Here is a 26,759-nt window from a genome sequence, read left to right on the forward strand (position 1 = left end):
AGAATACTGAACCATTTTCACTTCTATTGATAAGGTGTTTTTTATTAAAGAGATAAACGAATTGACAGCCATATATGGTTAACAAAAAAGGTTTCCTCCTAAGGAAACCTTTTTAATATTATTTATAGCATTTTATTTTTGGGATATTCGAATTTTTTATTGTAAAGTCGTAAAAATTGACGTTACTATCTAAAAGTAAGTATGATGCGATTATAGTAAGATTTTTTAGGGGGAAGAAAAATGACAAGTTCAAGTAATAAAGCAGCGAGTATTTATGAAGGAACAAATGTAAATGCTGGGGGATTTTTTGAAAACGTTGAAGAAACAAAGTTGTTTGATCCAATTCAAGTTGGAGCTTGGTCTCTTCGTAATCGTATAGCGATGGCACCGATGACAAGATGCTTTGCAGATAATGAGACTGGAGTAGTTGGTGCTGATGTAGTGGAGTACTACAGAAAACGTGCTGCGGATGGAATTGGACTAATTATTACAGAAGGAATTGTCATTAGTCAGAGAGCAAAAGGAAACCCAGGAGTGCCAGGTATTTATACACAAGAACAAATCGATTCTTGGAAACCTGTTACAGAGGCGGTACATAAAGAAGGCGGGACGATTATTGCTCAAATATGGCATGTTGGGCGTATGAGTCATCATGAAATAATTGGTGGTCAAATGCCACAAGCACCGTCGGCTATCGCTGCAGAGGGAAATGTTCCACGTTTTCGTAAACCATTTGATACGCCAGAAGCAATGACGTTAGAAGAAATACAAGAAGTGATCGGTCAATATGCACAAGCTGCGAAAAATGCGATCGAAGCTGGATTTGATGGAGTAGAAATTCACGGTGCACACGGATATTTAATCGATCAATTTACGTATGAGTTTGCGAATAAGCGAACAGATAAATATGGCGGTAATTTAAAACAAAGGTTAACGTTTATGAAAGAAGTAACGGCGGCTGTAATAGAAGCTGTTGGAGCTAATAAAACACTTCTTCGCTTCTCTGCTTTCAAAGGTGATAATCCTACTTATATGTGGGAAAACCCTGAGTTTGCAATTGAAACGTTCATAAATATGTTTAAAGAGGTAGGGTTAACGATGATCCATCCTTCAACGATGAATTATACGCAAGAGATTGCTGACGGAAAGAATTTTCATCAACTAGTAAGAAAATATTGGGATGGTACGATTGTTGGGGTTGGTAATTTGAATCCGAAAGAGGCCGAAGAAGCGTTGGAAGAAGGAACGATTGATGTAGCGGCATTCGGAAGACCGTTAATTGCTAATCCAGACTTTGTTCATCGAATTAAACACGCTGAAAGTTTAGTTGAATATGACGCGAAAGAGCATCTTGCTACGTTAGTATGAATAAAGATAAAAGGAGAGCACATCGAGTGTTCTCCTTTTATTATGGAATTTCATAGGGGGAAGCGGGATGAGTGAAACGCTACTCGTTATTATTAGTATATTACTATTTTTAATGTTGCTTTTAATCGTCTTTTTTATCATTACATTTTTTATAAAAAAACGAACACACCATTCTATTTTAAAATTACATCCGTACTTAGGAAGAATGCGCTACTTACTGGAAAAGATAGGGCCTGAATTTCGACAATATTGGTTTGATCATGATACGGATGGAAAGCCTTTCTCCCGTTATGATTTTCAAAGTGTTATGTTTTTAGCGAAATATCGCTCTGAAATACTTGGTTTTGGATCAAAACGAGATCTTGAAGCTTCTGGCTATTATATTGCTAATACATTATTTCCGATATTAACTGAGGAATTAAGTGTGAATCTTACGCAAGAGCGGGAAGGTAAAAAGTACGTGATTCATAAAGAAGGGTTATTTTCAAGAAGAGAAAAATTGACAGCGGATACAACGAATCTGTGGCTGTATGAAGAAGATGATGTAATTATAGTTGGTGAGAACCGTAAATATCCGTGGAAGCTACATGGTATGTTTGGTGCATCTGCAACTTCTTACGGTGCGATTGGAGAAAATTATATTTTAGCGAGTGGTTTTGGAGCGAAAATGGCAGGCGGATCGTGGATTAATACGGGTGAAGGCGGTGTTATTCCAGAACATTTACATACAGGAGCAAATATCGTTGCACAAATTGGTCCAGGGTTATTTGGATATCGTGATGAGGACGGTAATTTTTCAATGGAAAAATTCATGGAGAAAGCGAAAGAAAGTAATATTAGAGCATTCGAATTGAAATTTGGGCAAGGTGCTAAAATACGTGGTGGTCATTTAGAGGGGCAAAAAGTAAATGAGAAAATTGCTTTTGTTCGCAACGTCCGAAAGGGAGAGACGATTAATTCACCGAATCGATTTTCATTTTTAAAGAATGCAGCGGATACACTTTGTTTTATTCAACAGTTGCAAGAAAGCGGCGGTAAACCAGTTGGAATGAAAATTGTAATTGGTCAGCAGAAGCCTTTGGAAGATTTAATAAAAACAATGAAAGAACTAAACATTTACCCAGATTTTATTACAATAGACGGTTCAGAAGGTGGGTCAGGGGCAACGTATAAATCGATGGCAGATTGTATGGGACTGCCGCTTATCCCAGCATTACTTACATTTATCGATACAGCAAATCATTATGGTGTCCGTAACAAGTTTAAAGTATTTGCATCGGGTAAATTAATAACACCAGATAAAGTAGCGATTGTTTTAGCGATTGGAGCGGATGCTGTAAGTTCAGCCCGCGGATTTATGATGGCAAGCGGCTGTATTATGGCCCTTCAATGTAATTCTGGCCAATGTCCATCTGGTGTAGCCACGACGAATCCACATTATCAAAAAGCATTAGATCCGTATGAGAAGAAGTGGCGAGTCATGAATTATATTATTAGTATGAGATATAGTTTATTTTCATTAGCGGCAGCGGCGGGAGTGAAGAGCCCGCGCTATTTAACTAGAGAGCATATTGTGTTTAAAGACGAGGTGGGGAGAGTAGTTCCTCTTTCGGAGTTGTTTCCTATAGTAAATCAAACCTAAAAGTATATTTGATATGTAAGATTTTTTAGAGGAATACTCATATTTTGGGGAAAATTAGGAGTATAATAGGGAAGTGTTTTTTAAAATGACTATTTTTAGGGAGAGATTCACTTGCAGCAAGGTTCTTACAGTATTACAATTTTTTTACTCGTCATAGGGCTCGTTATATTTAGACGCATGCGCTCTATGAATCGACCAATTAATAATAAAGGAAGACGACTACTATTGCCATTATTTTTCTTATTACCAGGTTTTTCTTTATATGCAGCACCGATACAACTTGCTGATTGGAAAATTGGTATAGCTGCTGGGATCGGACTGTTATTGTCAATTCCACTTATTATTTTAAGTGGGTATGAAGTCAGAGAAGATGGTCAAATTTATGCAAAAAAAAGTATCGCTTTTATTGCGACATTTTTAGTTATCGTTCTTTTACGTGCTTATTTTAGAAGACATTTACAAGGGTTAGATCCAAAGTCAATCGGTATTCTTTTCTACACTCTTGCGGTTTGTTATATAGTACCTTGGCGTATTGGATGCTATATGAAATTTCGTAAAGTATATGTAGAGAAAGAGAAAATTGAGACGTCAATAAGCTAAAAGTCATACATTTGTGTGGCTTTTTCTTTTAAAATTTATCGGGTAAACAAATGAAAATAAGGTGTGAAAAAACACTGTTTAATTTCCTGAATATTTTTACTTTAATTTCTTGAAAAATCATTGTAATCCACTGGGATAAAGGCGTTTATAAAGGTTTTCACATGTAATGAAAAGTGCTCGTTCACTTGAAAGAACAAAAAATGTTTGTTAAGGTAGGGAACCATAAGCGAAAACAAGAAAATAGAAAAAGTCATTTTTCGAAATTTTGAATGGCTTATGGACTAAGGGAGAGATTTGGTGAAGATTGAAATTATGGTTTCGCTTGCTATTTATATGGCAGGTATGTTGTATATCGGATATTGGTCTTATAAGAAGACATCCGATTTATCAGATTATATGTTAGGCGGAAGGGGACTCGGTCCAGCAGTTACAGCTTTATCAGCTGGTGCTTCTGACATGAGTGGTTGGATGCTAATGGGATTACCTGGTGCGATGTATGCAACAGGATTATCAAGTGTATGGATTGCGATAGGTTTATTAATAGGTGCTTATGCAAACTATTTAATCATTGCCCCGCGTTTACGAACGTATACAGAAGTGGCAAATGATTCAATTACGATTCCAGACTTTTTAGAAAATCGGTTTAAAGATCGTACGAAAATACTTCGTTTTGTCTCCGCTATCGTCATTTTAGTATTTTTCACATTTTATGCGTCGGCTGGTTTAGTTTCAGGTGGACGTTTGTTTGAAAATTCTTTTAACCTTGATTATAAAATTGGTTTATTTGTAACAGTGGGTGTCGTTGTTGCGTATACACTATTTGGTGGTTTTCTAGCTGTAAGTTGGACGGACTTTGTGCAAGGTTGTATTATGTTTATTGCACTTGTACTAGTGCCAATTGTTGCTTTTACGGATGTCGGTGGTGTAACAGAAACATTCAATACGATTAAGCAAGTTGATGCATCACATTTAGATATGTTTAAAGGGACTACAATACTTGGTATTATTTCATTTTTAGCATGGGGTCTTGGGTATTTTGGTCAACCACATATTATTGTCCGTTTTATGGCAATTACTTCTATTAAAGATTTAAAAACTTCTCGTAGAATTGGTATCGGTTGGATGACGATTTCAATTATAGGTGCAATGCTTACTGGTCTAATTGGTATCGCTTATTATGCTAAAAATAATGCGACATTACAAGACCCAGAAATGGTCTTTGTAACATTCTCAAATATTTTATTCCATCCGTACATTACAGGATTTTTATTATCAGCTATTTTGGCTTCGATTATGAGTAGTATTTCCTCACAATTACTTGTTATTTCAAGTGCCGTAACGGAAGATTTCTATAAAACATTTTTCCGTCGTAATGCAAGTGATAAAGAACTTGTATTTATCGGTAGGCTGTCAGTATTAGTTGTAGCGATGATTGCAGTTGTTTTAGCGTATCATCCGAGTGATACAATTTTAACGCTTGTTGGATATGCTTGGGCAGGATTTGGATCAGCATTTGGACCAGCAATTTTATTAAGTTTATATTGGAAGAGAACGAACAAATGGGGCGTTCTTGCTGGGATGATTGTCGGGGCATTAGTTGTTATTACTTGGGTACAAATTCCAAGTTTAAAAGCGACTATGTATGAAATGGTACCTGGATTCTTCTGTAGCTTATTAGCTGTTATTATTGTAAGTTTATTAACGAAAGAACCAGTTAAAGCGATACATCGTGAATTTAATGAGATGGAAGCAGTATTGGAAGAAGAAAAGAAATGATTTGCAAAAAGAGTAAACGGTGAATAGCGTTTACTCTTTTTACATGTAAAATGAAAGTAAGGACTTATTGACAATAAAAAATAAGTAACTTATAATAAATCTTGAGTTCGAGATAATAAATGTTCATAATGAAAATTTATTATGGTTATAAATCGAACAAATATTTTTTGTGAATTATCTTGAATTCGAGATAATTCAATAGGTTAGACACCGATACGTAATCTTGTAATTAATATCTCGAATTCGAGATAAAATTATAATGACGGATTTTACTTTGTAGCATGGACAAAATGAATAATGAATTTAAATGTAAAAGAATTTTTATAATGAAATAAAAAAGGGGTGGAAGAAATGGAAAAGAAAACAATGGGAATCCATCATATTACAGCGATTGTAGGGCATCCACAAGAAAATGTAGACTTTTATGCTGGTGTATTGGGGTTACGTTTAGTGAAACAAACAGTGAATTTTGATGATCCAGGTACGTACCATCTTTATTTTGGAAATGAAGGAGGAAAGCCTGGAACAATTATTACGTTTTTCCCATGGACAGGTGCTCGTCAAGGTATTATTGGAGATGGTCAAGTAGGAATTACGTCTTACGTTGTACCAAAAGGTGCAATGGAGTTTTGGGAAAATAGATTAGAAAAATTCGATGTTTCGTATACAAAAATGAATCGTTTTGGAGAGCGGTATTTAGAATTTGATGATCCGCATGGTTTGCATATAGAATTAGTTGAAAGAGAAGAAGGCGAATTAAATAATTGGAGTTTTGGAGAAGTTACACCAGAAGTAGCAATTAAAGGGTTTGGAGGTGCTGTTCTTTTATCTACACAGCCTCAAAAAACAGCTGAATTATTAGAACATATTATGGGTCTTGAGAAAATTGGAGAAGAGGGTGAATTTGTTCGATTCCGTTCTTCTGCTGACATTGGAAATATTATTGATTTGAAATTATCAACAATCGGTCGTGGCCAAATGGGCGTTGGCACAGTTCATCATATTGCCTGGAGAGCGAGTGACGATGCTGATCAGCTAGACTGGAAAGAGCATGTGTCGCGTTTTGGATATCACGTAACTCCTGTACAAGATCGAAATTATTTTAACGCGATTTATTTTAGAGAACATGGTGAAATCTTATTTGAAATTGCAACAGATCCTCCTGGTTTCGCTCATGATGAATCGTTAGAGACGATGGGTGAGGAATTAAAGTTACCGGAACAATATGAACAACATAGAAAACAGATTGAACAAACGCTTTTACCATTTGAAGTGAGAAATTTAGATTAAAGTGATTGAAGGGGGAAAAGGATTATGATGAAACATGTTTTTCAAAAAGGAAAAGATACGTCAAAACCAGTGTTGTTATTACTTCATGGCACAGGTGGTAATGAATTAGATTTACTACCACTTGCAGAAATAGTTGATCCGGAAGCGTCGGTATTAAGCGTTAGGGGAAATGTGTTAGAGAATGGGATGCCGCGTTTCTTCCGCCGATTAGCAGAAGGCATTTTTGATGAAGAGGATTTAATTTTCCGTACGAAGGAATTAAATGAATTTTTAGATGAAGCGGCTAAAGAATATAAATTCGATAGAAATAACATTGTAGCTATCGGTTATTCGAATGGGGCAAATATCGCAGCAAGCTTATTATTCCATTACGAAAATGCATTGAAAGGTGCTGTGCTTCATCACCCAATGGTACCAAGAAGAGGAATGCAATTAGCAAATTTAGCAGGGAAATCTGTATTTATTGCTGCTGGGACAAATGACCCAATTTGTTCATCAGCAGAGTCAGAGGAATTGAAGGTACTATTAGAAAATGCAAACGCGAATGTAACAATGCATTGGGAAAATCGAGGGCATCAATTAACGATGGGTGAAGTAGAAAAAGCAAAAGAGTGGTATGACAAAGCATTTTAAAAAAGAAGCATCTGCTAATCATTAGCAGATGCTTCTTTTTTATTTAAGACTGGATTGCAAGATGAGATGAAGAAAGTGGTAGCTTAATATCAACAATTGTACCTTTATTTAATTCGCTTGAAATGTGTAATTTACCATGATGTTCTTCAATTATTTTGTAACACATCATTAATCCTAGTCCTGTGCCTTTTTCTTTTAAACTATAAAAAGGTTCGCCTAGACGGGAGATACGATCTTCTGGAATGCCACAACCTTCATCGATAATTCGTATTAAGATGAAATTATCCTCTAATGGTTTTGTTTGGATGAAAATATTTCCGCCATTGGGCATCGCTTCTATCGCATTTTTTAATATGTTTATAAAAACTTGTTTTAATTGGTTACCGTCACATTGAATATCATATACGTAATCAAAATGATCCATGATGATATGAACGCTATGCATAATTGCAGTCGGTAAAATAAATGTAACTACCTCTTCAATTAAAGTTTGTATGTTACAAGTTTGGATAGATAATACTTGTGGCTTAGACATCGCCATAAATTGACTCGTGATGGATTCCATTTGTGAAATCTCACTTAACATAACATCGATATACCATTTTTGCTCCTCATTTATTTCAGGGAGGAGCAACGTTAGAAAACCTTTTAGAGAAGTGAGTGGATTTCGAATTTCATGGGCAATTCCAGCTGTCAGTTGTCCGACTACTGCGAGCTTCTCAGATTTTCGTAATAACTTTTCAGTTTCTTTTAGCTCAGTAACATCTCTCCCCATCACGATAAGACCTTTGCGAGAACCGTCAGGATGATAAAGCGGGACTTTTGATATACTTAAGATTAGATCGAAATCATCTCTATGTATAATAAATTCCTCGCCATGAAGAATTTGTCTTTGTTGCCATGCTAGTTCATCAATTTCTTCACAATGTAAAAAAGCTTCTCGGTATGCTTCATTATATTGAATGAGTTCGCTATCTTTTTTCCCATGGTAAGGTACATGATGGAAATTGAAGCAAGAAAGTGCGTAGTCATTTGCCTCAAGCCAGCGCCCTTCATGATCTTTAAATATAACAAAGGCAGGCATGGAGTTTACTAATGTACGTAATCTCTTCTCACTTTCTTTTAGCATATTCTCAATTCTTTCTGATTTTTCAAGCGGCTTCATAATAGCATATACGCCAGTAAGACGATTTTGAACAAAAATAGGAACTAGTTTTGTCACAACATCTAATAAGAATCCATTTTTATGATAAATAGATAAGATATACTCTTGTTGATTATCCGCTTCAGTATTCTTTATATTTTGTAATACTTGCTCAGAAATATGGGCTTCTAAAATAGAGGTAATATTTTTCTGTTCTAATTCTAAAGAAGTGTAACCTAATATTCTTTCGGCAGAAGGATTTATATGTAGAATAACTCCTTCTAAATTTAATGAAATAATACTATCAGGATTGTGTTCGAACAGAGATGCGTACATTTCTGTTAATGAACGATCTTGTATATGGTTTCGCAAACGTCTAGAAATGTTCGGATGACGTTTTTTTTGAGTTGGTGAATATTTTTTACGACTCATAATAGTTCCTCCGTACAAATAGCATCTAAAAAGATTTGTCTATTCATAACTATAATATAGATGTAATGTGTATTTCTATAAAAAATGGAAGTTATAGAATAAATTTTGTTTTTTTTATTTTTTGTAAGGTGAATGCAGGGTGGTAATAAGGGGAGCTTATATTGTTTTATAAACCTTTTGTAAGTTACAGACGGCTGTTTTCCATATAACATTAGGGTAGAGGAGGGGAGAGGAAATGAAAAATTATATTCAAGGGATTAATCACGTGCAAGTAGCTGCACCTGTAGGGTGTGAAGAAGAGGCGCGTGATTTTTATGGGAATATGATTGGTATGGAAGAAATTCCAAAGCCAGAAGAGTTGAAAAAACGAGGCGGATGTTGGTTTAAATGCGGAAATCAAGAAATTCATATTGGTGTCGAGCGGAACTTTACACCAGCTAAAAAGGCTCATCCAGCTTTTTATGTGAATGAAATTAATGAATTTAAGCAAACACTTATAGAGCAAGGTGTTAAAGTGATTGATGATTATGCACGGCCAGATGTAATTCGATTTTACGTGTCAGATCCATTTGGAAACCGAATTGAATTTATGCAAAATAAAGACTAGGTGGATTCCCACCTAGTCTTTAACTTCTTCTGAAAAGTCCTAACACTTCTACAGTTTCTGTAATATTAACGAATGCATTCGGGTCGATTTCAGAAATTGTTAGTTTCATACTTGCTAATTCTTCACGAGAAACGACGGTCATAAGTACACGCTTTTTCTCGCTTGAATAAGCACCTTCGCCATCAAGTAACGTTATTCCACGTACAACAGTTGAAAGAAGTTGTTTTTTCATTTTTTCTGCTTCATTTGTTACAATCATAAGTGTAACTTTACGATGTTTTGTATGAACAGCATCAATTACTTTACCGGTTACATAAATTGAAAGTAAGCTTGTAAGTGCAACATCCCAGGTGAAGAAGAATCCTGCGATTATTACAACGACTGCATTTAAAATAATAAGGAATCCGCCAAGTTTAATGTCTCGCTTGCGGGATAAAAGCATACCGATAATATCAAATCCACCAGTGGATCCATTACAGTTAAAAACAAGACCAATACCAGCTCCGGCGATGACACCTCCGAAGATAGAAGATAACAATGGATCTGTTGCTACGACTTTTACTGGAACGTAGTATAATGCAACAGATAATACAACTACAGAGACAACTGTGTTAAAAATTACTTTTTTTCCAAGACCTATGTACCCTAAAATAAGGATAGGTAAGTTTAATACAAAGTTAATAATGCCTGTGTTTACAGGGGTTACAATCCCTAAAATAATAGCAATTCCGCCAATTCCACTACTTAAAATTTTGTGGGGGATAAGGAAAAGATTAAAGGCAACCGCAATAATAATAGAACCGATAATAACACCAAGGAATCTGACCATTTCTTTCCCGTCCTTCACTGAAAAATTCATATTATTTCAAGATTATATATGATATTGAAAGTTTTGGGTAAAAACAGTTTATTTCGGTAAATTAGATTAATCAAAAGAATTTGAGTATTTTATTATTTGAAAGGGGATACAGTTGTGAAGATAAAAACATATCAACAGAAAAGCCCGTTGAAGCAAGAATGTGAGGATTCTTATTTTTGTAATAAAGAAAAAAAGATTTATGGTGTATGTGACGGTGCAACACCACTTGTCCCGTTTCGTGATGAAAAGGGACATAATGGAGCATACATCGCTTCGCATTTATTTGCAAGTTATTTTACTGCATTACGAGAGAATCATAGTTTACAATTTGCAGTTGCCAAAGCAAATGAAGCATTGCAAAGCAAAATGTTAGAATATGAAGTAGACATGGGAAAAAAAGAGCATTTGTGGTGCACATGTATCGCGGCAGTTCAAATAGTTGGTGAGAAAATTGAATATGCGCAGCTTGGGGACTGTATGATTGTCGCAACTTTTCAAAATGGAACGATGCAAGTATTAACGAAAGACACAGTTGAAGGAATTAGTAAACGAGCAAAAAAGAAGAGGGAAGAAGATCGTAAAAAAGGGTTATCTGTACCAGAAGAACATGTTTTTCAAGATGTGCGACAACAGTTAAAATACAATCGTTATCTTGCAAATATGCCAAATGGTTATTCAGTTGCAAATGGAATGAAAGAAGCGATACATTATTTACAACATGGTGAATTACATATAGATGAAGTGAGTGGAATTTTTATTTGTTCAGACGGGTTATTCCACCCAGATTGGTCATTAGAACAAACTGTTGCATATATAAGAAAGAATAGTATAAACGAATATGTAGCAATCATTGAAGAGCTAGAAGCGGAAAAGAGAATAAGGCCAGATGATAAAACGATTATTATGATTGATTTTTAAGAGGAGGCAGTTCAAATGGAAATTAAATGTGTCAATCTAACATTTCAAGATGAATTAGTTCCTTTAGAAAAAGTAAATCAACTGATTATTCACCATACAGCTGAAGATGGATGGGACGTGTATAAAACGCATGAATTTCATCAAAAAGTACGGGGGTGGAGCGGGATTGGTTACAATTATTTTATTGAAGAAGATGGAACTGTAGTGGAAGGACGAGGTTTACATATTGGAGCGCATGCGAAAGACCATAACCGTTATACAATTGGAATATGTATGACGGGAAATTTCGATAAATACGATCCAACTCCTGCACAAGTGAATGCATTATATTCTTTATGCAAAATGTTTATGAAGCAATTTGCTATAAAGGAAAAAAATATACTAGGTCATAGGGAGTTAGAAGGAGTTACAAAAAGCTGTCCTGGTAATCGTTTTTCTATGGTAGAGTTAAGGAAGATATTATCTTAAATATAGAGGAGTAACAACGATGATGAATATAAAAATACCAAATGATAAAAAAGAAGAGCTTGTAGCGCAAATTCAGCAATTTTTCATGGAAGAAGATCTAGATGAAATTGGACGTTTCCAAGCAGAGCGTTTAATAGAAGAAATGATTAAATTAGTTGGACCATTTGCATACAATCAAGCAATTGGAGATGCAAGAAAGCTTGTAAGTGAGAAATTAACGAATATCGAAGAAGATTTATACGTGTTAGAGAAGAATGAAGGAAAATAAAAAAAGAGCCGATGGGCTCTTTTTTATTTTTCTTTCTTATGTTCCTTATATTCATGTACTTTTTCTTTCACATTACCAACTGTATCTTTAGCAGTGCCTTTCACCTTATCCCATTTTCCTTCAGCTTGTAATTTCTTATTGTCAGTTACTTTCCCGACAACTTCTTTTACTTCACCTTTTACCTTATCAATGGCACCTTCTACTTTTTCTTTTAAACCATGATCATGTTTAGTCATACATTTCTCCTCCTTGTAGTTTGATTAGAATGCTCTTTTCATATTGCAAGTTGAATGATGTATCTAGTAATAGCGTATCAAATCTAGTTCGAATATTCAAATGATTAATAGGATAGAAAAGGAATTGTCATGAAATGTATAAAATTGTAATGAGAAGAGAAAGAGTGTTAATTATATTTCTTTTGCAGTCCATATAGATTTCGTATAAGCAATTTTCATATGGGCACGTTCCATATTATTTTGACTGCCGCTACCGAACCTTGCTTGTCCAACTATTAACTTACAATTGGCTTCAATAGCTATTTCAATTCGTTTTTGAATTAATGCGGTATGACAGCCTTTACGTTGAAATTCTGGCAAAGTAGCAGAAGAAGCTAATGAAGCAACACCGTTATTTATATAGAGAACTCCTATACTCGCAGGAGTGTTTTGAACTTCGGCTATGAAAAAATACCAGCCAGGTTTATTGTAGAGAATTTCGTTATTTTGGCGGACGCCATCTTTTGTAAAGGATGGCATATTAAATCCACGTACATAAATGTCTGCAAAAATATCAAACTCATTTTCTTTTAGTTTTCGTATTGTAATATTAGAAGGAAGAAGTGATGAACCCTCTCTCGGTATACTATACAAAGCAGTATGGAAGCTAGATTGATAAAATCCTTTTTGAGATAAGTATTGAAATAATTCAGTTGTACCTTGTGCTGGGGTAATTTCAAAACGACAAGGGATTTGTAGTGATTCATAATAAGAAATGATTGCATCAATCGCATCTGCATTTGTAATACCTTTTACCGTATTAAAAGCAGGACCAGCAATTATTTTTGATGAAAAGGCAGTGGCACTACCGAATTTTTTCATTTGCACTTGCATTGGGTTTCCGCTCATTGTTTGTAGTCTCTCTAATTTAGAAGAGAGCATATCAATTTCTGCATTTTCAATTTCTGTTGCCATATCGAGTGTCATAACAGTAGTCATAAAATTCCTCCGTTAATAAATATATTTCATAGTACATATACGATTTTTGTTTTGAGATTCCTGTTGAAATGTGAGAGAATAAGAGGTTTTTTGGAAGGGAAATGGAAGTGAACTGTCGAAGGGAGTAGAAACAGATTAAAGGTGGTGCTCTCATGAAACAAAAAGCCGTGCAGACATGCTCTAATTGTGGTTCTCAAAATATAGGAGAAGGTGAGTTTGTCGGATATGCACAAATACGGAAAAAGGAAACGATGTTCACATCTTCGCCGGTGGATGCTTATATTTGTACAGATTGTGGGAATATCCTTTTATTAAAGGTAAGGAATTATGAAAGGTTTAAACAGAAACCGTTATGATTATTGAGAAGTGGTCATATCCAACTTTGTATACGAAACGACTTATGTTAAGGAAAATGAATATGAGTGATAGTTTACATATATATGAGTATGCTACAGATAAAGAGATGACAACTTTTACTGTATGGGATGCTCATCGATCGTTATGTGACACATATAACTATATAGAAGAAATTGTGGGTCAGTACAATGGAGGGCAAGTAGCACTTCTTGGAATTGTATTAAAAGAGGAAAAAAACTTATAGGCACGTGTGGATTTATAAAATATGATTTGGTCACACATACAGCAGAAATTGCATACGCCTTATCTCGAAAATATTGGGGAAGAGGATTAGCTACGGAGGCTGTGTTAGCTTTTTTCTACTATGGTTTTCATGAATTGCATCTTAATAGCATTGAAGCGGGATGTGATTCAGAAAATGAAGCATCTGAAAAATTAATGAAACGTTTGAATATGGAGTACAAATATACAATTCAGAAGGATATGTTTATTAAAGGTAAGAATCGTGATACAAAAAGGTATTTTATATCTAGAGAAAGATATATGAATCAATGAAATATCTTACATTGAAAACTCCTTTAAATGAATTAAGGAGTTTTTTTATTTTGATAACAACAAATGGACTATTAGGAAGCGCTATTTTTATTAACGTTCTAAGTATAGAAAAAAAACGCTATATAACACAATCGCAACCGCAAGTTGACAAAGTGCAACCGCAGGAAGATAGAGATAAGGGCTATGTTTACATACAATTTAGTTAAGAAAACAAAGGGGGACACACATATGGGATTTGGTGAGAAGCTTTTTAAATTAAGAAAAGAAAAGGGGCTTTCTCAAGAAGCATTAGCTGAGAAATTAAACACAACAAGGCAAGCGGTTAGTAAATGGGAAAACGGTCAAGGTTTTCCTGAAACTGAAAAGTTAATAATGATTGGAAATGTATTTGAAGTATCACTCGATTATTTATTAAAAGAAACTGCTGAGCAAAGTAATGAAAATGTAGATGGATATTACGTAAGTCAGGAAATGGCAGAAGGGTATGTAGTGTATGGACAAAAAATTTCTAAATATATAGCGCTAGGATTTAGTTTACTCATTTTATCTACAATACCGTATTTATTATTTAAAGAAAATGCAACAATGTCGACATTCCTTGTCATTATTGTTGCTGTCCTTGGAATTGGAGCGATGATGGTACCTGTAACGATAGAAGAGAGTCGATACAATGTATTGAAAAAGGAAGAACTACTATTTGATCAAAACTTTCTAAAAGAATTGACAAAGAGATATGCGACTATTAAGAAGAGGTATGCAGCAGTGATGATCGTTGGATTTTGTTTTATAGCCGCAGGCGCAATACCGTTTTTGTTTGAGAAAAAACATATCACTTCAGGAGAATTAGTGCAGTATTACCCTTACTGTGTTGTACTTATTGCTATCGGAGTTTATCTTTTTGTTCGTGTGTTAGGAGTATGGGAGATATATCGGATCTTAGTAGAAAATAAAGAATATAGTAATCGTCTTATTTTTAAACTGAAAAAGAAAGTGAGAAAAAAGGTAGATAGTTTATAAAAGATAAAAAAACATGTTTCGAATCAATGTATTCAAAACATGTTTTTTATCGTTCTGAATTATTTCCAAGAAAATAATTCAGAAAATACAGAAAAATATAGTGGTTATTTGCAGAAGTCTGTTATAATAAACAAAAAATGAGAACGCTTTAAAGGGGGATATAACCAATATGATGATGAACGTACCGCTAACAATTAGTTCTATGATGGAAAGAGCAGAGAAACTATTTTCGAAGAAAGAAATTGTTTCACGGACACATGATACAGTTACAACGTTAACGTATAAGCAGTTAGGGGAAAGGACGAGAAGACTTTCCAGTGCGTTGAAAAAGCTTGGAATTAAAGAAGGTGAACGTGTAGGAACATTAGCGTGGAACCATCATCGACATGTGGAAGCGTATTTTGCTATTCCAGGTATTGCTTCTGTTTTGCACACAATTAATATTCGTTTATCTCCTCAACATATTTCATACATTATTCAGCACGCAGAAGACCGAGTTCTACTTATAGATGAAGATCTCGTACCACTCGTTGAAAATATTCAATCACAATTATCAACTGTACAAGCTTACATTATTATGACTGATAAAGATGAACTCCCAAATACTACGCTGGAACCTGTATATCATTATGAAAAGCTATTAGAAGAAGGCAATCCAAATTTCCAATTTGTAAAAGATATTGATGAAAATACACCTGCTGGTATGTGTTATACGTCAGCGACTACAGGAAATCCAAAAGGTGTTGTATATACGCATCGTAGTACTGTTTTGCATTGTATGGCACTCGGTTTAGCTGATACAGCTGCTTTATCGGAAAGTGATGCAGCAATGGCAATCGTCCCTATGTTTCATGTGAACGCTTGGGGACTTCCTTTCGCTGCTACTTGGTTTGGATCAAAACAAGTTCTTCCTGGACCGATGTTTACTCCGAAAATTTTATTAGAGATGATTCAATCAGAAAAAGTGACGTTAGCTGCGGGTGTGCCGACAATTTGGCTCGGCGTATTACAAGAGTTAGAAAATAATAGTTACGATTTATCTAGTATGACGAGAATACTATGCGGAGGTGCAGCTGCACCGAAGAGTGTTATTAAAGCATTTGAACAAAAACACAATGTTCCGTTTATCCATGCATATGGTATGACCGAAACGAGCCCACTCGTAACACTTGCACGTTTAAAAAGTTATGAAACAGAATTATCGTATGAAGAGCAATTAGAAATTAGATCAAAACAAGGGTATCTTGTCCCTGGTGTAGAGATGAAAGTAGTCGGTACAAAGGGTGAAGTGAAGTGGGATGGTACGGAGATGGGAGAACTATGTTTACGAGCACCTTGGATCGCTGAAAGCTATTATAACGATGATCGTACTGTCGAAGGTTTTCGTGATGGTTGGTTATATACAGGAGATGTCGTTACGGTTGATGAGGAAGGTTGCGTGAAAATTGTTGACCGTACGAAGGATGTTATTAAAAGCGGGGGAGAATGGATTTCTTCTGTCGATCTTGAAAATGCTTTAATGGCACATGATGCTATATTTGAAGCGGCTGTCGTTGCAATTCCTCACCCTCAGTGGCAAGAGCGACCTGTTGCCTGCGTTGTTCAAAAGAAAAATAGTACAGTAACGAAAGAAGAGATATATGAGTTTTTAAAACCACAGTTTGCGAAGTGGTGGTTACCAGACGATATTGTATTTATGGAAGAAATACCGAAAACATCTGTTGGGAAGTTTTTAAAGCAGGCGCTTCGGAAAGAACTTGAGCATTTGCATAAAGAAAAATAATTAAATTTATATTTGTAAACCTATAAAGAAAATAAGTTGACAAAAACTAAATGGAAAGATAATATAACTTCTATAATATGTTACCTAAAAAACATTTTAAGTTTACAAATAGGAGAAGCAAATATGAATACAAAAAACTTAGTTTTCGTCGCTTTATTTAGTTCTATTATGGGAGTGTTAGGGTTAATACCTCCGATTGCTTTTTCTATTACACCAGTTCCGATTACATTGCAATCACTCGGTGTTATGCTTGCGGGTGGGTTGTTAGGATCACGTCTAGGTGCGTTAAGTCAGCTTATTTTCTTACTTATTGTAGGAGTTGGAGCACCATTACTTGCTGGTGGACGTGGTGGCCTTGGTGTATTTGTTGGGCCAAGTGCAGGATATTTACTTGGTTACATCATTGGAGCGTTTGTTATTGGTTATTTAATTGAGCGTTTACGTGAAGTTTCTATTATAAAAGTATTATGTATTAATATAATTGGTGGTATTTTCGTAGTTTATGTATTTGGTATTACTGTACAAGCGTTTTTAATGAATGTTTCTGTATGGGAGACAATGAAAGTGAGTGCTGTGTTTTTACCAGGGGATTGTATAAAAGCAATTATTGCGGCAGTTCTCGTAACAAAATTACATCGTTCATTGAAACATATTATTACACCCGCTTTAAAGAATGGAAAATATACAAATGCGGGATGATAAAGGGAAGAAACACGTTTATTGCGTGTTTCTTTTTATTATTTTTGTAAAGAAAGGACGTCTCATATGGGGATTACAAAAGAATATAAAAAGCATGCCTCTTTACAACCAAATAAAATAGCGATAAAGGAAAATGATAGAGTTTTAACATATAAAGAGTGGTTTGAATCAGTTTGTAAAGTAGCAAGTTGGTTAAATGAAAAAAAATTGAAGAATAAAACGATAGCAATCCTATTAGAAAATCGTATAGAGTTTTTACAACTATTTTCTGGTGCCGCTATGGCCGGGTGGGTTTGTGTTCCGTTAGATATAAAGTGGAAACAAGATGAGCTCAGAGAAAGAATTGAAATTAGTAATCCGGATATGATTGTGACAGAACGATATAAGGTGAATGATCTATTGGATGAAGAAGGAAGAGTAATTGAAATTGATGAGTGGAAAAGAATGATAGAGAAATATCTTCCTACATATTCCACTGTAGAAAGTGTACAACATGCTCCTTTTTATATGGGATTTACATCAGGATCAACAGGAACAGCAAAAGCATTTTTACGTGCACAACAATCGTGGGTTCATAGTTTTGATTGTAATGTACATGACTTTTATATGAAAAGGGAGGATTCGATTTTAATAGCTGGGACGCTCGTTCATTCTCTTTTCTTATACGGGGCAATAAGCGCATTATATGTAGGACAAACAGTTCACATTATGAGAAAGTTCATTCCAAATCAAGTATTAGATCAGTTAGAAACTGAAAATATATCAGTTATGTATACAGTTCCGACAATGCTTGAATCTTTATATAAAGAAAATAGAGTAATAGAAAATAAAATGAAAATTATTTCATCAGGAGCGAAATGGGAAGCTGAAGCGAAAGAAAAAATAAAGAGTATATTTCCTTATGCGCAAAAATATGAATTTTATGGTGCATCGGAACTGAGTTTTGTAACAGCATTAATTGATGAAGAAAGTAAAAGAAAGCCAAATTCAGTAGGAAAACCTTGTCACAATGTGCAGGTTCAAATATGTAATGAAGTGGGAAAAGAAGTACCGAAAGGCGAGATAGGAACTGTTTATGTGAAAAGTGATCAGTTTTTTATGGGATACATAATAGATGGGGTTTTAACACGGGAGTTGAATGCAGAAGGCTGGATGACAGTGCGAGATGTAGGCTATGAAGATGAAGAAGGCTTTATATATATTGTTGGTAGAGAGAAGAATATGATTTTATTTGGAGGAATCAATATTTATCCAGAAGAAATAGAAAGTGTATTACATGAACACCCAGCTGTCGATGAAATAGTTGTAATTGGTGTGAAAGATAGTTACTGGGGTGAAAAGCCCGTCGCGATCGTAAAAGGAAGTGCTACGAAACAACAATTAAAGAGTTTTTGCTTACAGAGATTATCCTCTTTTAAAATACCGAAAGAATGGCATTTTGTAGATGGAATACCTTATACAAATAGTGGGAAAATCGCTCGTATGGAAGCAAAAAGTATGATTGAAAACCGGGAGAAAATATATGAATAGAGCAGTTATTGTAGAGGCGAAAAGAACACCTATTGGTAAGAAGAATGGGATGTTAAAAGAGTATGAAGTTCAGCAATTAGCAACGCCGCTTCTTACGTTTTTAAGTAAAGGGATTGAGAGGGAAATAGATGATGTCATATTAGGTAATGTTGTTGGGCCAGGAGGGAATGTTGCAAGATTATCTGCTTTAGCGGCAGGACTTGGCTATCATATTCCTGGTGTAACGATTGATCGGCAATGTGGTGCCGGATTAGAAGCAATTCGCACTGCATGTCATTTCATTCAAGGCGGAGCAGGTAATTGCTATATTGCAGGAGGAGTAGAGAGTACAAGTACGTCACCTTTTCAAAAAAGAGCAAGATTTTCACCTGAAACAATTGGTGATCCTGACATGGGAGTAGCGGCTGAATATGTTGCGGAGCGTTATAACATAACGAGAGAAATGCAAGACGAGTACGCTTGTCTTAGTTATAAGCGGACATTGCAAGCGTTAGAAAAAGGCTATATACATGATGAAATATTTTCTTTTAATGGATTATTAGATGAATCTATAAAGCTAGAAATGAATTATGAACGAATCATTAAAAGAACAAAGCCCGCATTTTTACAAAATGGAACAGTGACGGCAGGTAATTCATGTGGTGTAAATGATGGGGCATGTGCTGTTCTTGTAATGGAAGAGGGACAAGCCTTAAAGTTAGGTTATAAACCTGTACTTCGTTTCGTTCGTAGTGCTGTAGTTGGAGTAGATCCCAATCTTCCAGGAACTGGTCCAATATTTGCGGTGAACAAATTATTAAACGAAATGAATATGAAAGTAGAGGACATCGATTATTTTGAAATAAATGAAGCATTTGCCTCAAAAGTTGTAGCTTGTGCAAAGGAGTTACAAATTCCGTATGAAAAATTAAATGTAAATGGTGGGGCAATTGCGCTCGGTCATCCGTACGGTGCATCTGGGGCTATGCTTGTAACACGTTTATTTTATCAGGCGCAAAGAGAGCATATGAAATATGGAATTGCTACATTAGGAATTGGAGGCGGGATAGGGGTTGCGCTATTATTTGAGAAAGTAGAAGACTAGAAAGGAACTAGTTTTCTACTTTTTGAGGAACATAAACATTGCTACCAGGTTTTGCTTTTATTTCATTCCAAGCAGCAATCGCATCAGCTTTTGCTTTTCCTTTATTATTTGGATCTTCGAAAAAGTCACGAGTAAAGCGATTGTATTCAAATTGTGCACCGATAGTTGTTTTGTATGTAGGGTCTTTTTTTCGTTCGTTTTCTTCATGCCAAAAAGCTACCGCGTCTTCATATGTTTTTCCAACATTTTCTTTAAAAAATTTTTGAAGAGCTACTGTAAAGCGGAAGTTTGTTCCGATTTTTTCTTTGAAAAAAGCACGAACATCTTCGCTACAGCGGTGATTTTTAGTAATAATCGTTTGAAGAGAAAGGTCTTTATAAGAGAGGGGAGCTTTGCTCACTTTTTGCACAGAGCTGTTTTTTAAGACTTTCCCCGTAGTTAAATAATGTGAGATACGCTCGGTTATTTCGGTCTTAGAGCCACTAGCTGGCAAACCATGCTCGCGACAAAATGTTTGCAGTTCTGCTTTTAACCAATAATAGTTTTGAAAATCTTTAAGTGATATAGATTTTGTTAAAGGTGGGCGCATGAATATAACAACTTCTTTCTTCCATAATTTTCTTTAATTATAAAACGTATGTTCTTTTTGTGGAAGGATTAATTTGTAAATATAACAGGAAGAGGAGATTACATATGGAAAATGTAATGCAAGTTCGTATTACGGGAATTTTAATTGAAGATGAAAAAAAGTATTGCTAGTAAAGCAAAAAGTGGCTAATCGCGATTGGTCTTTACCTGGAGGAAGGGTAGAGAATGGTGAAACGTTAGAAGAAGCGATGATTCGAGAAATGAGAGAAGAAACGGGATTAGAAGTTAAAATTAAGAAGCTACTCTATGTTTGTGATAAACCAGATGCTAGTCCATCTTTGTTACATATTACGTTTCTGCTTGAAAGGATTGAAGGTGAAATTACACTATCTTCTAACGAGTTCGATCATAATCCGATTCATGATGTGCAAATGGTACCGATTAACGAATTAAGTTATTATGGTTTTTCGGAAACTTTTATCAATCTTATAAGTGGCGGTTTTGCAAATGCAGGAAGTTATCAAGGGTTAAAACGAAATATAGGCCTGTAAATATAGTTGAAGGATAGCCGTTAGCTATCCTTCATAAACATGTTTTACACTGCTGACTGTAAAGAAGAAACAAGCTGATTTAAAAACTCGTCCCCGTTCATCACCGCTTTTCCGCCGCCGCGTGCACTCTTTTTATTTCCGCCACCTTTTCCTTCAATTGCAGGAAGATCATCTTTTAAAAGAGCATTCATATCGAGCGTTACTGTTTTTCCGCAAGCGAGAATACATTGTAGTTTGTCATCATTTTCAATAACGAAATACGTAATTGCATGCTCTTGTTGTTCTGTAATGATAGCTGATAGTTTTGCAATTTCTTGCATAGAACGATCTGTAAATGCTTTAGAAATAAGTAACCCAGCATGTATTTCTATAGACTGTTGCAGTAATTCATTTGCCTCTGCAAATAATAATTTTTCATTCATTGTTTGTATTGTTTTTTCGTTTTCCTTTTGAGCGGTAAGAAGCTGTGCTACTTTTGCTGGGATATCAGTTTCGCTACTGTTTAATTGTTTGGAAACATCTTTTATAATTTGTTGCTGTTGCCCCATTAATTTAAGTGTACGCCAACCAGCGATAAAGGTTAAGCGTATACCACCTTTATTGCGCTCCCATCCTAGTACTTGAATAGGACCAACTTCACCAGTGCATTTCGGATGGGTTCCACCACAGCCGTTGTAGTCGTAATTTTCGATAATAACAACACGTATATTCTCTGTCATAGTCGGTTCTTTACGAAGGGGCAATGTTTTCGCTTCTTCTAAGTTCATCCACTCTATACAGATTGGATGGTTTTCAAAAACTATATTGTTTGCAATTTGTACTGCTTTTTCAACCGTTTCTGCATGTAAATTTTCTGTTTCTAAATCAATTGTTACCGTTTCTTTACCAAGATGGAATCCAATCGTAGGTATGTTAAAATAATCCCAAAAAGCAGCAGATAAAATGTGCTGAGCCGCATGTTGTTGCATATGATCAAAACGGCGCTCCCAATTAATTTTACCTTCTACGTCTTCTGTATGTAATTGTTCTGCGATGTAGTGACGAATTTCTCCGTTTATCTCTTCTACATTGATTACATTTATATCATTTAATGTACCAGTATCATATGGTTGTCCGCCACCTGTCGGATAAAATGCTGTTTCATTCAAAACAACGTATAAGTTACCATCTTTATCATAATCTTGCTTTATAATTTTAGTAGTAAAGTCTTGCTTATAAGCGTCAGTGTAATATAATTTGTGTTCCAATTTTCTTTCTCCTCTCGCATTAACTAGTTTCATTGTAAAGCAATTGAAATTAGTTTCCTAATATTTCAGAAGAAAGAAACTATTTTTAGAATTTTCTTGCTATAATAAGGGAAAGAAAATGCGGGGGTGGAATAAATATGTTATATGAAAACGGCGTAGATAAACTGCTTAGTTTAAGCAGAAATATTTCCGAATTATATCGAGAATTAAACGAAATGACCCGGATTTTAACGGATTGTAATCGAGAAAGTGTGAAGTTTGATCGATTATATGTAAAAGAGTTACTTTGGAAGAAAGAAGATGTAATAGAGAAATATGACCAGCTACTTGTACAACTTTGTATTAACGAATGCTTTGATCTAAAAAGTGTCATTACAGGGGAATATAAGTATACATATGAAGAAGTAGAAAACATCGTTTTACAATTTAATGAAAAGTATAATGTCGTAATCTTAATTAAAGATGTGTGTAAAGAATTACAATTCACATATGGAATTGATATGGACATAACGAGAACAACTCGGGTATCAACAGCTCAAGTATAGAAAAAGGAAAAGAAAGCAGATCCTTTGCTTTCTTTTTTTGTGAAAATAGAGAGAGTAGGTTTAACGATGAAGGGGAAGTTACAGCATATTCATCCGCTTGGAATGAGTATTATTTTAGGGACATTGTTTGCTAGGTTTGCAACTTCAATGAGTATCCCTTTTTTAGCGATTTATTTAACGACTGTTAAAGGTGTATCAGCTGGAATGACTGGTGCTATTATCGGAACGAGTGCACTTGTTGGCGTTTTTGCTAGTTTTATCGGAGGGAATTTATCAGATCGATTTGGCCGGAAAACGATTATGCTCTGGTCCATGATTGTTTGGATTTTTGTGTTTATAGGTTTTTCACTTGCGGATCATGTTTTAAGTTTCTTTTTATTAAACGCTTTAAATGGATTATGTAGGTCGTTTTTTGAGCCAACATCAAGAGCATTATTATCAGATTTAACAAAGCCTGAGTATCGGTTACTCGTCTATAACTTACGATACGGTGCAATAAATGTTGGAGTTGCAATTGGACCAATTGTTGGATTACAGATTGGGAGTGCAAAATCAACAATTCCTTTTTTAGTAGCAGCTGGGGTATATATTCTATATACAGCTATATTAGCGTTCCAATTTAAGAAGTATCCAATGGAAAAAAAGAAAGTGAGGACAGAAAAACCTGTTACAATGCTAAATGCAATGCGTATATTGCGAAAAGATATAGTATTTTTAGTTGCTTTAGTCGGTATTATTTTGAGTAATTGCGGTTTTTCACATTTAACGACGACAGTATCTCAATATTTTGCAAATGCATATATATTTGAGGATGGAGTGAAGCTATTCTCATATATGCTCGCTTTAAATGCAATTGTTGTAGTGATTATCCAATACCCTGTTATTCAAATGTGCAAAAAGTATACACCGTTAACATCAATTATGGTGGGGACTTTATTTGTGAGCGGAGGATTGTTTGGCTTTGGAATAGTAGAATCTATGCTAGGTGCTGCCGTTTGTACAATTATTTTTACAATTGGAGAAGTATTAATGTTTTCAATGACGGATGTATTTATTGATGATATTGCTGTTGCGTATCTAAAAGGAACATACTTCGGTGCGATGGGCTTTTCGGGAATTGGAGCAGTAATAGGTCCGTGGTTTGGAGGAGTACTTCTCGATTACTACGGGTACCAAAATGGGTTTGCAGTATTTTCAGCACTAGCTATATTTTCAACTGTCGCATTTCCTGTGCTTTTAGTTACAAAAGGTTTATTGAAAAAAAGATATGATAGAAATTCTAATATAGAAATGCATGCGAAATAACATAAGCCCCAGTAACCAACTGGGGCTTAGTTTGTATTATATTAACTCTTAATTTGAAAAAAGAACTTTCTTTTCATGCTTATCAGCAACTTCATTTTTGGAAATATGAATGGCTAAAAATCCGTTTTCTAAGCAGGCTAGCATCTTTTTGTAAATGATAGTAGTAGGTAAAGGGATTGTTCGTTGTAAGGAAATGTTTTTATGAAGTATGCAAATAGCTAGGCCTGTCTCTAACTTTTTAATGAGTACATTTTGTTCTGAAACATTTTGTACATCTGTTTCCAAAATATATTCTTCTTCAGTTTCACAAAGGTCGATGTGAATTTGATTTGGAAAGCTAAAGTTACTATAAGAATCGGAACAAAATTGATCCATCCATTCTTCGAAACCATCAACATGAAAAAGACAATTCTTCTTTTTCTTGCCCATGTAAGACACCCTCCGTAAAATATCAATTCATATCATGTTATGCATGAATGAAACAGAGGTGAAGAATAAATGATGAAATACAAACATTTTATGTTGAATGTGCACTGTATGTGAATGTTTTTTATTACATATCATGATGTGCATGTTTTTTTTGGCGTGAATGGTTACGGTTTTTTACTTTATGAGATCCGCTTAATGGCTCAGGTTGTCCTTGTTTTTCTTTTGATTCACGGTTGTTTTTACCCATTGTATATGACACCTCCTCTTTCTTTTTAGAATGAGAGAAGTTGACGATTTTATACGAGAATGTTTTTAGAAAAAAAGGTAAAGATAAAGGGGACTAACTATTACAGAAAGGGGATTATATAATGCCATATCATAAAGATAAGCAACAAGCTTTTCAAGCGGCACAGCAAGGAGTTACACAAGCAGAAAATGCATTTAATAATATTGTGAAAAATGACCCTAACTACGGTCATGATTTAAAAGAGTTACGTCAAGAGGTTCAGGAAGCATATGAACAAATTCAAAATGCACTAGAGGTAGCTTCAGAAACACAACGTCCACAACTTGAGCAATATGAAAATAATCTCCAAAATATAATGCGAAATGTAGATCAATTAGAAAAGTAAATGAGGTTGTTGTTTATTCGACAACCTTGCTGCTTTAGTAAACGTTATGCTAAAACAGAAAATTTTTCTATTCGTTTTTTCTTTATTATGCGCAGTACATATATTTCAAGTGGAAAAAGTGGAAGCGAAAATGTTGCTCAGAAAAGAGTTAGAACCAACTGGTTATGTAACATGGGAAGTACCTAATAATGAAAAAATTATTGCAATTACATTTGATGATGGGCCAGATCCAACGTATACACCACAAGTTTTAGATTTATTACGTCAATATAAGGCGGAAGCGACATTTTTTATGATTGGATTTCGAGTTCAGCGTAATCCATATTTAGTGAAGCAAGTGTTAAAAGAGGGACATGAAATTGGAAATCATACGATGAATCATTTGTATGCGAGTAATTCGTCAGATGAAAAATTAGAAAATGATATTTTAGATGGAAAGAAATTTTTTGGAAAATGGGTGAAAGAACCTTTGCTATTCCGTCCTCCTGGCGGATATATTAACGATGCTGTATTTAAAACAGCGAAAGAGGCTGGCTATCAAACCGTTCTATGGTCGTGGCATCAAGACCCGCGTGATTGGGCAAATCCAGGGGTTGACTCCATTGTAAATCATGTAGTGAAAAATGCTAAAAGTGGCGATATTGTATTGTTACATGATGGAGGGAATGATCGTAGTCAAACGGTAGCAGCGCTAGCAAAAATTTTACCTGAGCTGAAAAAACAGGGCTATCGATTTGTAACGGTTTCGGAATTACTACGTTATAAACATTAGAAAAAATCCCAAAAGGAAAATAGACCTTTTGGGATTTTTCTTTACTGGTTCTTTTTACGTTTCTTATTATTTTGTCGCTCTGCTGGAGTTAAAGGCTCGTTTGCAAATTCTTCATTGTAACCAGTTCCTTGTCCTTGTGCAGATGCAGCATTCATTCCTGAAATAGTATGATTTGCTTTTCTTTTACCCATTTTATTTCACCTCTATAACATTTTTTGTATGTTGAATGATGAGCAGTTCATAGTATGTATGAACTGTAAGTAAACTGCTGATAGAGCACTTTACTTTATGATAATAGTATTCATAAGGAGCATGAAAGCTATTCAAATTTAGAAACATAAAGAAAACTTATGATAATCTATAAGTTTCTTATTATTTACTTATTTAGAAAGTTGTAATAAGATATTATCGTAAGGTATTGAAAAGTTTGTCTACATTTTATATTC

Annotated in this window: 29 protein-coding genes and 2 pseudogenes; 22 read left to right on the forward strand and 9 right to left on the reverse strand. The window is 34.9% G+C overall.

Annotation, left to right across the window (positions count from 1 at the left end; all coding sequences use genetic code 11):
• The first annotated feature begins 240 nt into the window (after nt 1–240).
• The 6 genes from ACTFRH_RS10780 (at nt 241) to ACTFRH_RS10805 (ending at nt 7,309) form a co-directional block, all read left to right on the forward strand.
• On the forward strand, nt 241–1,368 hold the full coding sequence (locus ACTFRH_RS10780; protein ID WP_000204584.1) for an alkene reductase: 1,128 nt from the start codon (nt 241–243) through the stop codon (nt 1,366–1,368).
• Nucleotides 1,369–1,435: 67 nt separating this feature from the next.
• Nucleotides 1,436–3,010 carry a glutamate synthase-related protein gene (locus tag ACTFRH_RS10785; RefSeq protein WP_440048754.1) on the forward strand — a complete coding sequence of 525 codons (1,575 nt, stop codon included), beginning with the start codon at nt 1,436–1,438 and terminating at the stop codon, nt 3,008–3,010.
• Between the two features lie 111 nt (nt 3,011–3,121).
• Nucleotides 3,122–3,610 carry a cytochrome c biogenesis protein CcdC gene (locus ACTFRH_RS10790; protein WP_001183919.1) on the forward strand — a complete coding sequence of 163 codons (489 nt, stop codon included), beginning with the start codon at nt 3,122–3,124 and terminating at the stop codon, nt 3,608–3,610.
• A 297-nt stretch (nt 3,611–3,907) separates the two neighbouring features.
• Nucleotides 3,908–5,386, forward strand: coding sequence for a sodium/proline symporter PutP (putP, locus tag ACTFRH_RS10795; protein ID WP_000687589.1), 1,479 nt, complete (start codon nt 3,908–3,910; stop codon nt 5,384–5,386).
• A gap of 351 nt (nt 5,387–5,737) precedes the next feature.
• Entirely contained in the window at nt 5,738–6,676 is a 939-nt protein-coding gene (locus tag ACTFRH_RS10800) for a ring-cleaving dioxygenase (RefSeq protein WP_000412750.1), read from the forward strand.
• A 24-nt stretch (nt 6,677–6,700) separates the two neighbouring features.
• On the forward strand, nt 6,701–7,309 hold the full coding sequence (locus ACTFRH_RS10805) for an alpha/beta hydrolase (RefSeq protein WP_000975488.1): 609 nt from the start codon (nt 6,701–6,703) through the stop codon (nt 7,307–7,309).
• Nucleotides 7,310–7,352: 43 nt separating this feature from the next.
• Here ACTFRH_RS10805 and ACTFRH_RS10810 read toward each other — a convergent pair whose 3' ends face one another.
• Entirely contained in the window at nt 7,353–8,885 is a 1,533-nt protein-coding gene (locus ACTFRH_RS10810) for a BA3702 family sensor histidine kinase (RefSeq protein WP_000087651.1), read from the reverse strand.
• A 235-nt stretch (nt 8,886–9,120) separates the two neighbouring features.
• On the opposite strand from ACTFRH_RS10810, the gene ACTFRH_RS10815 reads away from it, so the two are divergent.
• Entirely contained in the window at nt 9,121–9,492 is a 372-nt protein-coding gene (locus ACTFRH_RS10815; RefSeq protein ID WP_000800778.1) for a VOC family protein, read from the forward strand.
• Nucleotides 9,493–9,511: 19 nt separating this feature from the next.
• On the opposite strand, the gene ACTFRH_RS10820 is transcribed toward ACTFRH_RS10815, so the two are convergent.
• Nucleotides 9,512–10,321 (reverse strand): YitT family protein, encoded by an 810-nt coding sequence (locus tag ACTFRH_RS10820; RefSeq protein ID WP_000251344.1) that lies wholly within the window; start codon nt 10,319–10,321, stop codon nt 9,512–9,514.
• 126 nt (nt 10,322–10,447) lie between these two features.
• On the opposite strand from ACTFRH_RS10820, the gene ACTFRH_RS10825 reads away from it, so the two are divergent.
• From ACTFRH_RS10825 to ACTFRH_RS10835, 3 genes are read left to right on the forward strand one after another with little or no spacing between them, the layout of a single operon-like run.
• On the forward strand, nt 10,448–11,269 hold the full coding sequence (locus tag ACTFRH_RS10825) for a PP2C family serine/threonine-protein phosphatase (protein WP_002164145.1): 822 nt from the start codon (nt 10,448–10,450) through the stop codon (nt 11,267–11,269).
• A gap of 15 nt (nt 11,270–11,284) precedes the next feature.
• Entirely contained in the window at nt 11,285–11,737 is a 453-nt protein-coding gene (locus ACTFRH_RS10830; RefSeq protein ID WP_000402976.1) for a peptidoglycan recognition protein family protein, read from the forward strand.
• Between the two features lie 19 nt (nt 11,738–11,756).
• A complete protein-coding gene (locus ACTFRH_RS10835) occupies nt 11,757–12,005 on the forward strand; it encodes a DUF2164 domain-containing protein (RefSeq protein ID WP_000981064.1) in 249 nt (82 codons plus the stop codon).
• 23 nt (nt 12,006–12,028) lie between these two features.
• Here the strand turns inward: ACTFRH_RS10835 and ACTFRH_RS10840 are convergent, their stop codons facing one another.
• The gene (locus tag ACTFRH_RS10840) at nt 12,029–12,241 is read right to left on the reverse strand and encodes a CsbD family protein (protein WP_000160410.1); all 213 of its coding nucleotides are present in this window, start codon (nt 12,239–12,241) and stop codon (nt 12,029–12,031) included.
• Nucleotides 12,242–12,412: 171 nt separating this feature from the next.
• On the reverse strand, nt 12,413–13,219 hold the full coding sequence (locus ACTFRH_RS10845) for a GNAT family N-acetyltransferase (RefSeq protein WP_000214350.1): 807 nt from the start codon (nt 13,217–13,219) through the stop codon (nt 12,413–12,415).
• Between the two features lie 152 nt (nt 13,220–13,371).
• Here ACTFRH_RS10845 and ACTFRH_RS10850 point away from each other — a divergent pair, with 152 nt between their 5' ends.
• From ACTFRH_RS10850 to ACTFRH_RS10880, 7 genes and pseudogenes are all read left to right on the forward strand, one after another.
• A complete protein-coding gene (locus tag ACTFRH_RS10850; RefSeq protein WP_000810193.1) occupies nt 13,372–13,575 on the forward strand; it encodes a hypothetical protein in 204 nt (67 codons plus the stop codon).
• A pseudogene (locus ACTFRH_RS10855) lies at nt 13,572–14,131 on the forward strand (GNAT family N-acetyltransferase). The gene ACTFRH_RS10850 and the pseudogene ACTFRH_RS10855 overlap by 4 nt, the downstream one beginning before the upstream one ends.
• Nucleotides 14,132–14,359: 228 nt before the next feature.
• Nucleotides 14,360–15,148 (forward strand): helix-turn-helix domain-containing protein, encoded by a 789-nt coding sequence (locus ACTFRH_RS10860; RefSeq protein WP_000505623.1) that lies wholly within the window; start codon nt 14,360–14,362, stop codon nt 15,146–15,148.
• 169 nt (nt 15,149–15,317) lie between these two features.
• The gene (locus ACTFRH_RS10865; protein WP_000980209.1) at nt 15,318–16,931 is read left to right on the forward strand and encodes a long-chain fatty acid--CoA ligase; all 1,614 of its coding nucleotides are present in this window, start codon (nt 15,318–15,320) and stop codon (nt 16,929–16,931) included.
• A 123-nt stretch (nt 16,932–17,054) separates the two neighbouring features.
• Nucleotides 17,055–17,630 (forward strand): biotin transporter BioY, encoded by a 576-nt coding sequence (locus ACTFRH_RS10870; protein ID WP_001093318.1) that lies wholly within the window; start codon nt 17,055–17,057, stop codon nt 17,628–17,630.
• Nucleotides 17,631–17,696: 66 nt separating this feature from the next.
• Nucleotides 17,697–19,160 (forward strand): acyl-CoA synthetase, encoded by a 1,464-nt coding sequence (locus ACTFRH_RS10875; RefSeq protein WP_000513149.1) that lies wholly within the window; start codon nt 17,697–17,699, stop codon nt 19,158–19,160.
• The gene (locus ACTFRH_RS10880; RefSeq protein ID WP_001078000.1) at nt 19,153–20,244 is read left to right on the forward strand and encodes an acetyl-CoA C-acyltransferase; all 1,092 of its coding nucleotides are present in this window, start codon (nt 19,153–19,155) and stop codon (nt 20,242–20,244) included. Before ACTFRH_RS10875 ends, ACTFRH_RS10880 begins: the two co-directional genes overlap by 8 nt.
• 7 nt (nt 20,245–20,251) lie before the next feature.
• On the opposite strand, the gene ACTFRH_RS10885 is transcribed toward ACTFRH_RS10880, so the two are convergent.
• Nucleotides 20,252–20,833 (reverse strand): DUF6434 domain-containing protein, encoded by a 582-nt coding sequence (locus ACTFRH_RS10885; RefSeq protein ID WP_001247756.1) that lies wholly within the window; start codon nt 20,831–20,833, stop codon nt 20,252–20,254.
• 104 nt (nt 20,834–20,937) lie between these two features.
• Between ACTFRH_RS10885 and ACTFRH_RS10890 the strand changes: the two are divergent.
• A pseudogene (locus tag ACTFRH_RS10890) lies at nt 20,938–21,383 on the forward strand (NUDIX hydrolase).
• Between the two features lie 44 nt (nt 21,384–21,427).
• Here ACTFRH_RS10890 and ACTFRH_RS10895 read toward each other — a convergent pair.
• A complete protein-coding gene (locus tag ACTFRH_RS10895) occupies nt 21,428–22,630 on the reverse strand; it encodes an alanyl-tRNA editing protein (protein WP_196478531.1) in 1,203 nt (400 codons plus the stop codon).
• 137 nt (nt 22,631–22,767) lie between these two features.
• On the opposite strand from ACTFRH_RS10895, the gene ACTFRH_RS10900 reads away from it, so the two are divergent.
• Both ACTFRH_RS10900 and ACTFRH_RS10905 read left to right on the forward strand, forming a co-directional pair.
• Nucleotides 22,768–23,175 carry a hypothetical protein gene (locus ACTFRH_RS10900; protein WP_000965150.1) on the forward strand — a complete coding sequence of 136 codons (408 nt, stop codon included), beginning with the start codon at nt 22,768–22,770 and terminating at the stop codon, nt 23,173–23,175.
• 66 nt (nt 23,176–23,241) lie between these two features.
• Complete coding sequence (locus ACTFRH_RS10905) at nt 23,242–24,480, forward strand: MDR family MFS transporter (RefSeq protein ID WP_000676810.1); 1,239 nt, start codon at nt 23,242–23,244, stop codon at nt 24,478–24,480.
• A 48-nt stretch (nt 24,481–24,528) separates the two neighbouring features.
• On the opposite strand, the gene ACTFRH_RS10910 is transcribed toward ACTFRH_RS10905, so the two are convergent.
• Both ACTFRH_RS10910 and ACTFRH_RS10915 read right to left on the reverse strand, forming a co-directional pair.
• A complete protein-coding gene (locus ACTFRH_RS10910; protein WP_000516756.1) occupies nt 24,529–24,909 on the reverse strand; it encodes an Hsp20/alpha crystallin family protein in 381 nt (126 codons plus the stop codon).
• Nucleotides 24,910–25,033: 124 nt separating this feature from the next.
• Nucleotides 25,034–25,156 carry a small acid-soluble spore protein P gene (locus ACTFRH_RS10915; protein ID WP_000517653.1) on the reverse strand — a complete coding sequence of 41 codons (123 nt, stop codon included), beginning with the start codon at nt 25,154–25,156 and terminating at the stop codon, nt 25,034–25,036.
• 121 nt (nt 25,157–25,277) lie between these two features.
• Between ACTFRH_RS10915 and ACTFRH_RS10920 the strand changes: the two genes are divergently transcribed.
• Nucleotides 25,278–25,541 carry a hypothetical protein gene (locus ACTFRH_RS10920; protein WP_001146295.1) on the forward strand — a complete coding sequence of 88 codons (264 nt, stop codon included), beginning with the start codon at nt 25,278–25,280 and terminating at the stop codon, nt 25,539–25,541.
• A gap of 46 nt (nt 25,542–25,587) precedes the next feature.
• Complete coding sequence (pdaB, locus tag ACTFRH_RS10925; protein WP_102947840.1) at nt 25,588–26,313, forward strand: polysaccharide deacetylase family sporulation protein PdaB; 726 nt, start codon at nt 25,588–25,590, stop codon at nt 26,311–26,313.
• 41 nt (nt 26,314–26,354) lie between these two features.
• Here the strand turns inward: pdaB and sspO are convergent, their stop codons facing one another.
• Nucleotides 26,355–26,504 carry an acid-soluble spore protein SspO gene (gene sspO / locus ACTFRH_RS10930; RefSeq protein ID WP_000518057.1) on the reverse strand — a complete coding sequence of 50 codons (150 nt, stop codon included), beginning with the start codon at nt 26,502–26,504 and terminating at the stop codon, nt 26,355–26,357.
• Nucleotides 26,505–26,759: the final 255 nt, after the last annotated feature.

Source organism: Bacillus cereus group sp. MYBK216-1 (assembly GCF_051916495.1).
Taxonomy (GTDB): domain Bacteria; phylum Bacillota; class Bacilli; order Bacillales; family Bacillaceae_G; genus Bacillus_A; species Bacillus_A thuringiensis_K.

Bases quoted from the DNA above. Each gene is read 5' to 3' on its own strand.
- ACTFRH_RS10900 (WP_000965150.1), top strand. From the start codon at position 22,768: ATGTTATATGAAAACGGCGTAGATAAACTGCTTAGTTTAAGCAGAAAT.
- ACTFRH_RS10865 (WP_000980209.1), top strand. From the start codon at position 15,318: ATGATGATGAACGTACCGCTAACAATTAGTTCTATGATGGAAAGAGCA.
- ACTFRH_RS10835 (WP_000981064.1), top strand. From the start codon at position 11,757: ATGATGAATATAAAAATACCAAATGATAAAAAAGAAGAGCTTGTAGCG.
- ACTFRH_RS10885 (WP_001247756.1), bottom strand. From the start codon at position 20,833: ATGCGCCCACCTTTAACAAAATCTATATCACTTAAAGATTTTCAAAAC.
- ACTFRH_RS10915 (WP_000517653.1), bottom strand. From the start codon at position 25,156: ATGGGTAAAAACAACCGTGAATCAAAAGAAAAACAAGGACAACCTGAG.
- ACTFRH_RS10905 (WP_000676810.1), top strand. From the start codon at position 23,242: ATGAAGGGGAAGTTACAGCATATTCATCCGCTTGGAATGAGTATTATT.
- ACTFRH_RS10875 (WP_000513149.1), top strand. From the start codon at position 17,697: ATGGGGATTACAAAAGAATATAAAAAGCATGCCTCTTTACAACCAAAT.
- ACTFRH_RS10830 (WP_000402976.1), top strand. From the start codon at position 11,285: ATGGAAATTAAATGTGTCAATCTAACATTTCAAGATGAATTAGTTCCT.
- ACTFRH_RS10840 (WP_000160410.1), bottom strand. From the start codon at position 12,241: ATGACTAAACATGATCATGGTTTAAAAGAAAAAGTAGAAGGTGCCATT.
- ACTFRH_RS10880 (WP_001078000.1), top strand. From the start codon at position 19,153: ATGAATAGAGCAGTTATTGTAGAGGCGAAAAGAACACCTATTGGTAAG.
- ACTFRH_RS10785 (WP_440048754.1), top strand. From the start codon at position 1,436: ATGAGTGAAACGCTACTCGTTATTATTAGTATATTACTATTTTTAATG.
- ACTFRH_RS10805 (WP_000975488.1), top strand. From the start codon at position 6,701: ATGATGAAACATGTTTTTCAAAAAGGAAAAGATACGTCAAAACCAGTG.
- ACTFRH_RS10820 (WP_000251344.1), bottom strand. From the start codon at position 10,321: ATGGTCAGATTCCTTGGTGTTATTATCGGTTCTATTATTATTGCGGTT.
- ACTFRH_RS10920 (WP_001146295.1), top strand. From the start codon at position 25,278: ATGCCATATCATAAAGATAAGCAACAAGCTTTTCAAGCGGCACAGCAA.
- ACTFRH_RS10815 (WP_000800778.1), top strand. From the start codon at position 9,121: ATGAAAAATTATATTCAAGGGATTAATCACGTGCAAGTAGCTGCACCT.
- ACTFRH_RS10810 (WP_000087651.1), bottom strand. From the start codon at position 8,885: ATGAGTCGTAAAAAATATTCACCAACTCAAAAAAAACGTCATCCGAAC.
- pdaB (WP_102947840.1), top strand. From the start codon at position 25,588: ATGCTAAAACAGAAAATTTTTCTATTCGTTTTTTCTTTATTATGCGCA.
- ACTFRH_RS10800 (WP_000412750.1), top strand. From the start codon at position 5,738: ATGGAAAAGAAAACAATGGGAATCCATCATATTACAGCGATTGTAGGG.
- ACTFRH_RS10870 (WP_001093318.1), top strand. From the start codon at position 17,055: ATGAATACAAAAAACTTAGTTTTCGTCGCTTTATTTAGTTCTATTATG.
- sspO (WP_000518057.1), bottom strand. From the start codon at position 26,504: ATGGGTAAAAGAAAAGCAAATCATACTATTTCAGGAATGAATGCTGCA.
- ACTFRH_RS10860 (WP_000505623.1), top strand. From the start codon at position 14,360: ATGGGATTTGGTGAGAAGCTTTTTAAATTAAGAAAAGAAAAGGGGCTT.
- ACTFRH_RS10850 (WP_000810193.1), top strand. From the start codon at position 13,372: ATGAAACAAAAAGCCGTGCAGACATGCTCTAATTGTGGTTCTCAAAAT.
- ACTFRH_RS10845 (WP_000214350.1), bottom strand. From the start codon at position 13,219: ATGACTACTGTTATGACACTCGATATGGCAACAGAAATTGAAAATGCA.
- ACTFRH_RS10780 (WP_000204584.1), top strand. From the start codon at position 241: ATGACAAGTTCAAGTAATAAAGCAGCGAGTATTTATGAAGGAACAAAT.
- ACTFRH_RS10910 (WP_000516756.1), bottom strand. From the start codon at position 24,909: ATGGGCAAGAAAAAGAAGAATTGTCTTTTTCATGTTGATGGTTTCGAA.